General features: G+C 69.2%; 6 protein-coding genes. 2 read left to right on the top strand and 4 right to left on the bottom strand.

All coding sequences use genetic code 11. The features are described 5' to 3' along the window. The first annotated feature begins 91 nt into the window (after nt 1–91). Nucleotides 92–406, top strand: a complete 315-nt coding sequence (locus tag J2X41_RS23375) for a DUF6916 family protein (protein ID WP_310086587.1) — start codon at nt 92–94, stop codon at nt 404–406. Between the two features lie 22 nt (nt 407–428). On the opposite strand, the gene J2X41_RS23370 is transcribed toward J2X41_RS23375, so the two are convergent. Genes J2X41_RS23370 through J2X41_RS23360 form a run of 3 tightly spaced genes read right to left on the bottom strand, consistent with a single transcriptional unit; the run spans nt 429 to nt 2,134 of the window. Then, complete coding sequence (locus J2X41_RS23370; protein WP_310086586.1) at nt 429–974, bottom strand: tail fiber protein; 546 nt, start codon at nt 972–974, stop codon at nt 429–431. A 31-nt stretch (nt 975–1,005) separates the two neighbouring features. Continuing rightward, a complete protein-coding gene (locus J2X41_RS23365) occupies nt 1,006–1,557 on the bottom strand; it encodes a tail fiber protein (RefSeq protein WP_310086584.1) in 552 nt (183 codons plus the stop codon). 37 nt (nt 1,558–1,594) lie between these two features. Beyond that, nucleotides 1,595–2,134, bottom strand: a complete 540-nt coding sequence (locus J2X41_RS23360) for a tail fiber protein (protein WP_310086581.1) — start codon at nt 2,132–2,134, stop codon at nt 1,595–1,597. A gap of 444 nt (nt 2,135–2,578) precedes the next feature. Here J2X41_RS23360 and J2X41_RS23355 point away from each other — a divergent pair, with 444 nt between their 5' ends. Further along, nucleotides 2,579–11,182, top strand: a complete 8,604-nt coding sequence (locus J2X41_RS23355; protein ID WP_310086579.1) for a M10 family metallopeptidase C-terminal domain-containing protein — start codon at nt 2,579–2,581, stop codon at nt 11,180–11,182. 74 nt (nt 11,183–11,256) lie between these two features. Here the strand turns inward: J2X41_RS23355 and J2X41_RS23350 are convergent, their stop codons facing one another. Next, complete coding sequence (locus tag J2X41_RS23350; RefSeq protein ID WP_310086577.1) at nt 11,257–12,327, bottom strand: MerR family transcriptional regulator; 1,071 nt, start codon at nt 12,325–12,327, stop codon at nt 11,257–11,259. Nucleotides 12,328–12,382: the final 55 nt, after the last annotated feature.

The following is a 12,382-nucleotide window of genomic DNA, read 5'->3' as shown; positions in this document are numbered from 1 at the left end:
GCCTCTTGCGGCCGCGATGCGCGAAGCTCTTCCCGTCCAGGTGGCGAGGTCGTCATACTGGCCGCGCTTCGATTCTGATCCGGGGAATTCCATGGCCGCCGAGTTCGTCGCCCTGACCGCAGACGCCTTCGCGCCTCACCTGGGCGCGTCGTTCAGGGTGGAGGGCGGGCGTCACGTGCTGTCCCTGAGCGAGGTGGAGCGGCTGGAGACCCAGCCCGGCCACGGCGATCCGACCTACCAGCCCTTCGTGCTGATCTTCAGCGGCCCCCCCGGCGACGTGCTCGCCGAGGGGATGCACACGCTCGCGCGCGAAGGCGGCGCGGACGCGGGCGCCTACGATCTCTACCTGATCCCGGTCCATACGCCCGCGGCGGGGCGGCAGGATTACCAGGCCGTGTTCAACTGAAGCCACGCGACACGTCCAAGGCCTAGTTCCGGGAGGGGAAGATCCCCTGCAGGGCGATGCAGATGTTCAGCACCAGGAACGGCTGGCGGTTTTCGTGCGGCTGGCTGCCGCCGGCGATTCCCAGCGCCTGAGGGGCCATGGGCGCCGCGGGGCTCAGCGTGGTGCTGTACATGTTGAACCCGATCGGCGCGCCGGAGCTGGGCTTGCCGTAGGTCTGCCCGAAGCTGTTGCCCGTCGCCGCCGTGGCCGCGTTGGTGTCGCCGGCGTGGGTGGCGTCGGCCTTCAGGAAGTGCAGATGCTGCGGCATTTCGGTCTGGATCAGGGTGTGGCTGTATTCGCCGACGACCGCGCCCTGGGGATAGCTTGAGCTCAGGTGGGCGGGGACCATCGTCCGCAGGTCCGGCAGGGCGAAGGTGGTCACGCCGTTGCCGCCGTAGGTGGTGCCCAGTAGCGAGAACAGCGCCTGGTTCTGGTTGATGGCCAGCAGCTGGCCGTTGCACTGAGCCCAGTATTTCGGAGCGAAGTTGAAGGACATGATCCGCAACTCGCCCATGTATGGCGTACCCATGAGTTTCTCTCCTCGTGTTCGTCGCGGCGGGTCAGTTGCGGGCTGGGAAGACGCCCTGCAGGGCGATGCAGTAGTTCAGGAACAGGGTCGGCATCATGTTGTTGTGCGGGACCGAACTGCCCGCCAGGCCGATGCTCTGGGCCGGCAGTTGCACGGCCGGCGGCGTCGGGCTGTAGAACAGGCCCCGGGTGGCCGACTGGAAGGTGCCGAAGAAGGCCTGGGCGGGCTGGTTGTTCGCCGCGGCGGTGACGGTGCCGACAACCGTGGTCACCACCGGCGAGTGCGTGTGCATCGGCATCTCGGGCTCGAGCACCGTCACGTTCGGCGCGCCGCCGGTCTGGCCCAGGTCGTAGACCGACAGGCCGGGGCCCGGCTGGTTGCGCCCGATATGGATCGGAATACTGCCCATCAGATTGGGCAGGGCGAAGTTGGTGGTGCCGTTGCCGCCATAGGTTGTGCCCAGCAGCGAGAACAGCGCGGTGTTCTGCTGGATCGGCAGGAGCTGGCCATTGCACTGCGCCCAGCCCCTCGGAGCGAAGTTGAAGCCGAAAATGCGGATCTCCGCGACGAATTGATCACTCATCTCTTTGAGTCTCCAAAGGATCTTCGGGCGGGACGCATCAGCTCGGGGACGGATAGATGCCGTAGAGCGAGATGATGAAATTGATGCCCAGATAGGGCTGCATGTTCTCGTGCGGCTGGTTGCCGCCGCTGGGCGTGGTCGACGCGGCCGACAAGGCGATCTGTTCGTTCGCCGCGTTGTACGGCTGGTAGGCGAACAGCACGGTGCCGCCCGGCCCCTGGCTGGAGATCATGGTCTGGGTGGTGGGCGTGCTCGCCGCGCCCGGCGTCGAGGCCGCGTAGAGGGGGTGGGTATGTTGCGGCAACTGCTGGGGCGAGAGGGTGACGGCTTCCACGCCGGTTATCTGGCCGATGATGTAGGTCTGGCCGTTCTTCGAGCCCTGGTGGCTGGGAACCCGGCCCCGCAGGTCGGGCATGCCGAACGTCGACTGCCCGTCGCCGCCGTAGGTGGTGCCGATCAGATTGAACAGCGTGTCGTTCTCGGAGATCGACATCAGCTGCCCGTCGCACATCGCCCAACCGAGCGGCGGGAAGTTGCCCCCGAACATGCGGATCTCACCAACATAAGGCTCGGCCATGGCTGCTTCCCTCGCTCCCAAAGGTCTTTTTAAAGCGCAAGTCTCAGGCGCGCGACAAGGTGACTAAACCTTAAGTCGTGGTCGTTTCTTGACCTTGATTAAGAACGGCCGCCCCCACCTCGCGATTGTCCCTGTCGTAACTCACTATCCTGGGCTGCACAACAGATAGTCGAACATTGTTCGCCGATCCGTGTATGTCTACTTGTGCGCCTCTAAGCTCCCCGTTAAGGTTGCGTTCGCGTTCGACTAAAGCAAGGGGGGAGTCAAATGCGCAATTTATGCGCTCGCATGCGCGACTTTCCGTCTTCGCATCGCGCGACGGCCGGCCGCGCCGCCGCTCCCACGGCCTCTCGCACTGCGTCCATTTCATGCGGGGCGCGCGCCCCGAGGGCGTCCCGCTCGCGTCAGCCGACGCGCGGTTTCGCCAAGGCAAAGGACTGATCCATGCCGTTCTCTGGCCAACTCTGGTACATGACCGAAGGCGGCGACGCCGACACGCGCCTCGTCCGCATCAATGACGACGGCACCACCAGCACTGTCGTCATCGACAACGGTGGAGCCGGCACGGGCGACGACAAGCTGTCGAGTTCGTTCACCTCCGACATCGGCGTGGACACGGCGGCGGGCTTCTATTTCGCCATCGTCAGCAGTTCGGCCGACAACAACGCCGTCCTGGTGCGCGGCGTGATCGGCAGTTCCGCGGCCCCGACCGTCGTGGTCAGCACGATCCCGACCGCCACCTTGGTCAACACGATCGAGGTCGATCCGTTCACCCGCAAGATCTACGTCGGCTCCCAGGACGGCGCGGGGACGCCGAACGGCGCCATCACCGGCATCCGGGTGTACAGCTACGACGCCGCCGGAAACATCACCGACAACGGCTTCCTCGTCACCGCGAACACCGACAACAGGGGCGACGTCAGCGGCTTCAAGGTTCTCGATCCCCAGGATTTCGCGCTCGACCGCACGATCACCGCGGGCGGGCGGCTGTTCTACAGCGAAAGGGTCGACGGCCTGACATACGGGCTGTTCCGCCTTGATCTCAGCAACCCGACCGTCGCCACCGACATGCTCGCCGCCAACCTGTTCCCGTCGGACGGCAGCAACGGCCAGATCATCGATCTCGAGGTCGACGAGAGCAACCACAAGCTCTATTTCACGACCCGTTCGCTGGCCCCGTCGGGCGGCGGCAGCGACTACGACGCGAACGACAACGCGATCTGGTACATCGACGCCAGCGCGTCGGGCGCCACCCCCACCCGGGTGACGCTGACCGGCCTGCCGGGCGGCAACGCCTACTATGGCGGCGACATGACGTTCGATCAGTCGACGCGCCAGCTCTATGTCGAGAGCGAAGAGACCATCAACAACAACGACGACGTGATCTACGTCTTCCAGCTGAACGCCGCCGGCACCTCGGCCAGCCTGATCCGCACGATCACGCCTTCGCCCGCCTTCGGCGCCGGCACCGGCTCCAACATCGAGGGGATGACCTTCACGGACCTCGTGGCCCTGTCCGTCGCCGGCACGGCAACGGCCATGAACGAGCAGCAGGCGGCCGCGACCACCGTGCTGTCCGGCGCGCCGACCATCACCGACACCGACGGCGACCACCTGGCCAGCGCCACGGTGCAGATCACCGGCGGCACGTTCTCGTCCAACGAGGCCAGCACCGCCGACGACCATCTGGGCTACGGCGCCGGCAAGCAGATCGCCGGCCCGATCGCGGGCACCAACATCACGGTCGCCTGGAACGCCGCGACCGAGACCCTCAGCCTGACCGGCTACGACACCATCGCCAACTACCAGGCGGTGCTGGCGGCCATCACCTACTGGACCACGGGCGACAACCCGACGAACTATGGCGCCAACACCAGCCGCACCGTCACCTGGACCGTCAGCGACGGCACGCCGGGCGTGCTGGCCGGATCGGTCAACAGCGGCACGACCACGATCAACATCGCGGCGGTCAACGACGCGCCGGTCAATGGCACGGTCTCCAGCGCCACGGGCAACGAAGCGACCAACATCGCCGTCACCGGCCTGCAGGTCAGCGACGTCGACGCCAATCCCGCCTCGGCCGTCGTCACGGTCACCCTCGGCGTGACCAAGGGCGTGCTGACGTTGCGGACGGACGTCGCGAGCGGCCTGGTGTCCGGTGACATCGTCGGCAACGGCGCCGGCTCGGTGACCATCACCGCCACGATCAACAAGATCAACACCACCCTGGCGGCCAGCAACGGCCTGGTGTTCCTGGGCAATGTCGGCATCAGCGGCACGGACACCCTGACGGTGGTGACCAGCGATGGCGGGGCCACCGGCTCGGGCGGCGTGCTGAGCGACACCGACGGCTACACCATCACCATCATCGGAGTGAACGACGCCCCGGTCGTGGCCGGCGACGGGACCGAAGCCCTCGCAGCCACCAACGAAGAAGTCGCCAACGCGGCCCTGACCAACACGGTCTCAAGCCTGTTCAGCGGCCAGTACAGCGACGCCGACACCGACGCCTTCGCCGGGGTGGCCGTGACCGCCAACGGCTCCGCGGCCGGCACGGGCCAATGGCAGTACTATAACGGCTCGACCTGGGTGAACATCGGCGCGGCCTCGACGGCGGCAGCGGTGACGATCGCTGCCAGCGCGCCGATCCGCTTCCTGCCCGCCACCGACTTCAACGGCCCAGCCCCGACCTTGACGGTCAAGCTGGTCGACGCCTCGGGCGGCGCCCTGACCAACGGCGCCGTCGTCAACACCACCACCAGCGGCGGCTCGACGCCCTACAGCACCGGCACGGTGGTGCTGAGCCACGCGGTCACCGCGATCAACGACGCGCCCACCGTCACCGGCGGCTCGGCCGTCAGCCTGACCTCGATCGGCGAGGACTCAGCGCCCGGCGCGGGCCAGACGATCTCGTCGCTGTTCGGCAGCCACTTCTCCGACGCCAAGGACCAGGTGGCCGGTGGCGGCGGCTCATCGGCCGACGCCTTCACCGGCGTGGCCGTGACGGCCAACGCCGCGACCGCGGCCCAGGGCGTCTACCAGTATTTCGACGCCGGGACCTGGCACGACCTGCCGGCCGTCTCGACCGCCGCCGCCTTCGTCCTGGACGCCAGCACGCTGGTGCGCTTCGTGCCGGCGGCCGACTATTCGGGCACGGCTCCGGCCCTGACCGTCTCGATGATCGAGGACTCGTCCGGCGCGGTGACCACCGGCGCGACCGCCGACCTGACCACCTCGGGCGGCTCCACGCCCTACAGCGCGGCCCTGACCCTGAACGTCGTGGTCACAGCGACCAACGACGCGCCCGTGGCCAGTGGTTCGGCCACCCTGACGGCGGTCAATGAAGACACCGTCGCCCCGTCCGGCCAGACCGTCTCGACCCTGTTCGGCTCGCATTTCAGCGACCCCGACGGCGACACCCTGGCCGGGGTGGCGATCACCGGCAACGCGGCCACGACCCAAGGGGTCTGGCAATACTTCAGCGGCGCCTGGACCACGATCGGTTCGCCCAGCGAGTCCACGGCCCTGGTCCTGGCGGCGGGCACGCTGCTGCGCTTCCTGCCGGCCGCCAATTTCAACGGCGCGGTCCCGGCCCTCACCGCCTACCTGATCGACAATTCCAGCGGCGTGGTGACCACCGGCGCGTTGCTGGACGTCAGCGTCAACGGCGGCCAAACCCGCTTCAGCGACGTCAGTATCGACCTGACCACTAGCATCACGGCGGTGAACGACACGCCCGTCGTGCCGGCCAGCGCCACCACGGTCGGCGCCACCGAACAGACGGCGGCCGTCCTGCTGGGCTCGCTCACGGTCTCCGACGTGGATCTCGACGCTCGCAACGGCGGAAATGGCGACTACGGCGGCGCCAGCTTCACGGTGCAGCGGGCCTCGGCCAACGCGGCCGACACCTTCGGCTTCGGCTCGGGCGGGCTGTTCACGGTCAGCGGAGGCAATCTGCAGGTCGGCGGCCTGACCTTCGCCACCTTCACCAGCGTCGGCGGCGTGTTGACGATCACCTTCACCAGCTCGGCCACCACGGCGACCACCGCCCTGGTCAATGACGTCATCGACCACATCGCCTACACCAACGCCAGCGATGCGCCGCCCACTAGCGTGACGCTGAACTACGCGCTGAACGACGGCGCGCCCGGCGGCGGGCAGGGGGCGGGCGGAACGGCCACGGCCGGCGGCTCGGTGCTGGTCAACATCACAGCCGTCAACGACGCCCACACCGGCGGCGCCAGCGTCACCGGCACGGCGGCCGAGGACCAGGTCCTGACCGCGGTCTCGACGGTGGCCGACGTCGATGGCCTCGGCACGCTGCACTATCAGTGGCAACACGACGTCGGCGGCGGCTACGTCAATGTCGGCGCCGACCAGGCGACCTATACCCTGGGCGACGGCGACATCGGCGGCGTGGTCCGGGTGGTGATCTATTACACCGACGTAGGCGGCACGGTGGAATCGGCGACCAGCGCCGCGACCGGAGCGATCGCCGCCACCAACGACGCCCCCACCGGCGGGGCCTCGATCACCGGCACGCCCACCGAGAACCAGGTGCTGACGGCCGACACCTCGACCCTCGCCGATTCCGACGGCCTGGGGACGCTGCACTATGACTGGCAGCGCAACAGCGGGTCGGGCTTCGTCAGCATCGGCGCCGCCGACCAGGCGACCTACACCCTGGGCGACGCCGACGTGGGCGGCACGGTCCGCGTGGTGGTCAGCTATAACGACGGCCAGGGCTTCGCCAACAGCGTGACCAGTTCGGCCTCCGCCGCTATCGCCGGGATCAATGACCCGCACACCGGCGGCGCATCGATCACCGGCACGCCGACCGAGAACCAGGTTCTGACCGCCGTCTCGACCCTGGCCGACGCCGACGGCCTGGGCACGCTGCATTATCAGTGGCAGCACAACGTCGGCTCGGGCTTCGTCAACATTGCCGGCGCGGCCGATCAGGCGACCTATACCCTGGGCGACGGCGACGTCGGCGGCACGGTCCGGGTGGTGGTCAGCTACACCGACAACCAGGGCTTCGCCGAGTCGGCGACCAGCGCTTCCACCGCATCGATCGCCAACGTCAACGACAGCCCGACCGGCGGCGTGTCGATCACCGGCACGACGACCGAGAACCAGGTGGTGACGGCCAACACCGCCGTCCTGGCCGACGTCGATGGCCTGGGGACGCTGCATTATCAGTGGCAGCACAACATCGGCTCCGGCTTCGTCAACATCGTCGGCGCGGCCGATCAGGCGACCTACACCCTGGGCGACGCCGACGTCGGCGGCACGGTCCGCGTGGTGGTCAGCTATGTCGACGGCCAGGGCACGGCCGAGGCCGTGACTTCGTCGGCCAGCGCCTCGATCAGCGGCGTCAACGATCCTCATACGGGCGGCGCTTCGCTCACCGGCACGCCGACCGAGAACCAGGTCCTGACCGCCGTCTCGACCCTGGCTGACGTCGATGGCCTGGGCACGCTGCACTACCTCTGGCAGCACAATGTGGGTTCGGGCTTCGTCAACATCGTCGGCGCGGCCGATCAGGCGACCTACACCCTGGGCGACGGCGACGTCGGCGGCACGGTCCGGGTGGTGGTCAGCTACACCGACAACCAGGGCTTCGCCGAGTCGGCGACCAGCGCTTCCACCGCATCGATCGCCAACGTCAACGACAGCCCGACCGGCGGCGTGTCGATCACCGGCACGACGACCGAGAACCAGGTGGTGACGGCCAACACCGCCGCCCTGGCCGACGTCGATGGCCTGGGGACGCTGCATTATCAGTGGCAGCGCAACGTCGGCTCCGGCTTCGTCAACATCGTCGGCGCGGCCGATCAGGCGACCTACACCCTGGGCGACGCCGACGTCGGCGGCACGGTCCGCGCGGTGGTCAGCTATGTCGACGGCCAGGGCACGGCCGAGGCCGTGACTTCGTCGGCCAGCGCCTCGATCAGCGGCGTCAACGATCCTCATACGGGCGGTGCCTCGCTCACCGGCACGCCGACCGAGGACCAGGTCCTGACCGCCGTCTCGACCCTGGCCGACGTCGACGGCCTGGGCACGCTGCACTACCAGTGGCAGCACAACGTCGGCTCCGGCTTCGTCAACATCGTCGGCGCGGCCGATCAGGCGACCTACACCCTGGGCGACGCCGACGTCGGCGGCACGGTCCGGGTGGTGGTCAGCTACACCGACAACCAGGGCTTCGCCGAGTCGGCGACCAGCGCCTCGACGCCGGCGATCGCCAACGTCAACGACCCGCACACCGGCGGCGTCGCCGTCACCGGCGGGACGAACGAGAACCAGGTCCTGACCGCCGATACCTCGACCCTGGCCGACGCCGACGGACTGGGCGTGCTGCACTACCAATGGCAGCGCGACAGCGGCTCGGGCTTCGTCAATGTCGGGGCCGACCAGTCGACCTATACGCTGGCGGCCGCCGACATCGGCGCCGTCATCCGGGTAGTGACCTCGTATTTCGACGGCCACGGCACGGCCGAGTCCGCGACCAGCGCCGCCACGGCGACGATCCTGCCCGCTAATGGTCCCCATACCGGCGGGGTCAGCGTCACCGGCGCGGCGACGGAGGACCAGGTCCTGACCGCCGACACGTCCAGCCTGGCCGACACCGGCGGGCTAGGCGCGTTCCACTACCAGTGGCAGCGCAGCACGGTCTCGTCGGGCTATGTCGATGTCGGGACCGACCAGGCGACCTACGCCCTGGGCGACGCCGACGTCGGGGCGCAGATCCGCGTGGTCGTCAGCTATACCGACGGCCAGGGCGTGTTCGAGAGCGAGACCAGCGGTCCGACCGCGGCCGTGGCCAATGTCAACGACGCGCCGACCGGCGTGGTGACGATCGCCGGTACGGTCGCCGAGGACCAGGTGCTGACGGCGTCCTCCACCCTGGCGGATGCGGACGGCCTGGGTGCGCTGCACTATCAATGGCAGCGGGACACGGGTTCGGGCTACGTCAATGTCGGGAGCGACCAGACAACCTATGTGCTGGGCGACGCCGACGTCGGCGGGACGGTCCGCGTGGTGGTCAGCTATACCGACGGCCACGGCACAGCGGAAAGCAAGGCCAGCGCCGCCACCGCCGTGGTGGCCAATATCAACGATACGCCCACCGCCGCTACCGACGTCAACGCAGTCGCCCAACGCCTGACGGTCACGGGCTCGGTCCGCGCCAATGACGGCGACGTCGACAACGCTCTGGCGACGCTGACCGTGACCAATGTCGCCTACAACGCCACCCACGTGGACCAGGCCGTCGTCTCGGGCGGCACGGTGGTGAACGGCGCCAACGGCAAGCTGACGATCAATCCGGACGGCACGTACAGCTACGTGGCCGACCACGAGGGCCTGATCGTCGGCCAGGTGGTGAGCGACACCTTCGACTACACGATCAAGGATCCCTCCGGCGCCGCCGCGACGGCCCAGCTGACCGTGACGGTCACCGGCTCGGCCACCGGCGACGCCAACGCCAACATCCTGATCAGCGACGGCTCGGCCCACACCCTGACGGGACGCGGCGGCGCCGACACCCTGACGGGCGGCGGCGGGGCGGACGTCTTCGCCTACGAGGCCATCGGCGACAGCACGGTCGCGGCCTTCGACACGATCACCGACTTCACCCACGGTTCGGACACGCTGGGGCTGACGCCGCTGATCACCGGGACGACCAGGCTGACCCTGACCACGGATGGGACCGACAAGATCCTGTCGATCGACCTGAACGGCGACGGCGTGGCCGAGGGCCAGATCAAGGCGTTGGGCCAGGGGCTGGAAGTGACCGACATCGTCACCGGCGTGGCCGATTTCGGCTTCACGATCATCGGCTCGGCGGGCGCCGACACCCTGACCGGCGGCTCGGGAGCCGACACGATCAACGGCGCGGGCGGCGCGGACTCGATCCGCGGCGGCGGCGGCGGCGACACCCTGGCCGGCGGGGCGGGGGTCGACACCTTCCTCGTCGGCGCCGGCGACTCGACCATCCTGCACTGGGACACGATCATCGACTTCGCGACCGGCGAGGACAAGCTGGACATCTCGGCCGTCGACGTCGGCACGGTGGCGATCGCCCGCTTCGGGTCCAGCACCTTCGTCTATTTCGGCTCGGGCGCGAGCGCGGGCGTCGTGCAGGTTAATGGCGACCTCAAGACGTCCGACCTGATCGTCAGCGGCGCGGTCCATGGCTACACGCTGTACGCCGGCGGCGGCGTCGAGACTCTGACGGGCACGGCCGGCGCGGACGTGTTGGTCGGCGGTTCGGGGGCCACCACCCTGAATGGCGGGGGCGGGGCCGACATGCTCTATGGCGGGTCCGGGACCGACACCTTCCAGTACACGGCGATCTCGCAATCCAACTTCGCGGGCTACGACGTGATCTTCGGGTTCGACTCCGGCCACGACAAGCTCGACATCTCGGCGATCGACGGCGGCAAGATCACCATCGCGCGCTACGAGGGGACGACCTTCGTCTATTCGGCGCCGGACGGCGGCGGAAACAATCAGGCCGTGGTCGCGGTGTCGGGAACCTCGCTGAAGGCCACCGACCTGGTCACCAGCGGCGGGGCGAGCCAGGCTTTCGTCGTCGTGGGCGACGGCGCCAGCCACAATGTCGCCGACACCCTGGCCGGGGGCGTCAGCAACGACATCCTCTACGGCCTGGACGGCAACGACGCCCTGGCCGGCGGCGGCGGGGCCGACTTCATGCTGGGGGGCGCCGGGGCGGACACCTTCGTCTACACCTCGGCCGCCGAAAGCTCGCCGATCGCCACGGACCTGATCTTCGACTTCAGCTCCGCCCAGGCCGACAAGCTGGACCTGAGCGGCATCGACGCCAATTCCGGCACGGGCGCCAACGACGCCTTCTTGGTCGTGACCAGCTTCTCCCACGTGGCGGGCCAACTGATCGTCGCCGCGCCGGACGCCTCGGGCTACTACCATGTCTCCGGCGACGTGAACGGCGACGGCGTCGCCGACTTCGTGATCGCCCTGAACGTGACCGGCACGCTCACCTCGGCCGACATCCTGCTGTAGGGGCGGGCGGCCGGATCGATCTCGAGATCGGTCTGGCCGCGCCTCCGCGCCGCCGCTTGCCAGTCCGGGTTGGACTATCGACCGGCGGCAGGCCGTGTCGACGCTCCGCCTGACTCCGCGTGGCGCATCATCGCGATCATTCCCGCCGTCCGGGCCCTGACCTCCGGCGAGGCCAGGCAGCTGGCGACGGCTTCGTAGCCGGGCGCGCCGGGATAGGGGGCGACGCGGATCGGCGGGGCGTGGTTGGCCGGGCAGTAGAGGAGGGCCTCGCCTATCCCGAGGGCGGCCAGATCAAGGATCGCGCTGGACCGCGTCAGCAGGAACACCGGCCGTGCGTCGGAGCCGCGGCGGCGCAGCCAGGCGACCAGCGCCGTTTGGGTGGGAGCGTCCAACCCCTGTTCGGGCATGTCGATCACCAGGGCGGCGGCGGTTTCGGCCTCCAGCGCGGCCAGCAGCGCCAGCAGGTCGTCGGACGGCGTGGCGCCGTCCTCGACCAGCCAGGCCCGCGTCCGGTCGATCCGCGCCGCCAGGGCGGGACCGGCGTCGAGGCCGGCGCGGACCGCCGCGCCGCCCTCGGCCGTTCGGTCCAGGCCCAGGAAGATCGCGCCCGGCAGGGCCTCGGCCAGGCTCAGGGCCAGCCGGGTCTTGCCGCTGCCCAGCGGGCCGGTGATGTAGGTCAGGGGCGGGATGTCGCCCAGGACGAACGGCTCGCCGCCCCAGGGCCAGGGCAGGTCAAAGGCGACGCTGAGGCCGGCGGCCGGCGCCAGCAGCCCCGTCAGGTCCTCGGCCTCCGGGGTCTGGCCCCGCGCCAGGCCGGCGCGCAGCGCTCGGACCTTCTCGACCTGGCCGGCCAACTGCCGGCCCTGCTGCTCCAGCCTGGCCTGGTGCGCGGCCAGGGCCGGCTCCAGGGCCTGGCCGTCGCCGCTCAGTACCTGGGCGACCTGAGCCAGGCTGAGGCCCAGGACGCGCAGGGCCACGACCTGGCCGGCCCGCGCCAGCTCGTCCGGCCCATAGGCCCGCCAGCCGGCCGCGGTGCGCCCGGGCGCGACCAGGCCGCGCTGCTCATAGAGCCGCAGGGCCTTGGCCGACACGCCCAACCGCCGGGCGGCCTCGGAAGGGTTCAGGAAACGGACGGAAGGACGCACGGAATCACCTCGTTGGCGGCTGACCGTCGTCCTTATCGAGGCGGACCCAGGGGCC

Origin of the sequence: Caulobacter sp. BE254 (assembly GCF_031457295.1) — a bacterium.
Lineage (GTDB): Bacteria > Pseudomonadota > Alphaproteobacteria > Caulobacterales > Caulobacteraceae > Caulobacter.
This window is presented reverse-complemented; position numbering and strand designations above follow the sequence as displayed.

Bases quoted from the DNA above. Each gene is read 5' to 3' on its own strand.
- J2X41_RS23355 (WP_310086579.1), top strand. From the start codon at position 2,579: ATGCCGTTCTCTGGCCAACTCTGGTACATGACCGAAGGCGGCGACGCC.
- J2X41_RS23375 (WP_310086587.1), top strand. From the start codon at position 92: ATGGCCGCCGAGTTCGTCGCCCTGACCGCAGACGCCTTCGCGCCTCAC.
- J2X41_RS23360 (WP_310086581.1), bottom strand. From the start codon at position 2,134: ATGGCCGAGCCTTATGTTGGTGAGATCCGCATGTTCGGGGGCAACTTC.
- J2X41_RS23365 (WP_310086584.1), bottom strand. From the start codon at position 1,557: ATGAGTGATCAATTCGTCGCGGAGATCCGCATTTTCGGCTTCAACTTC.
- J2X41_RS23370 (WP_310086586.1), bottom strand. From the start codon at position 974: ATGGGTACGCCATACATGGGCGAGTTGCGGATCATGTCCTTCAACTTC.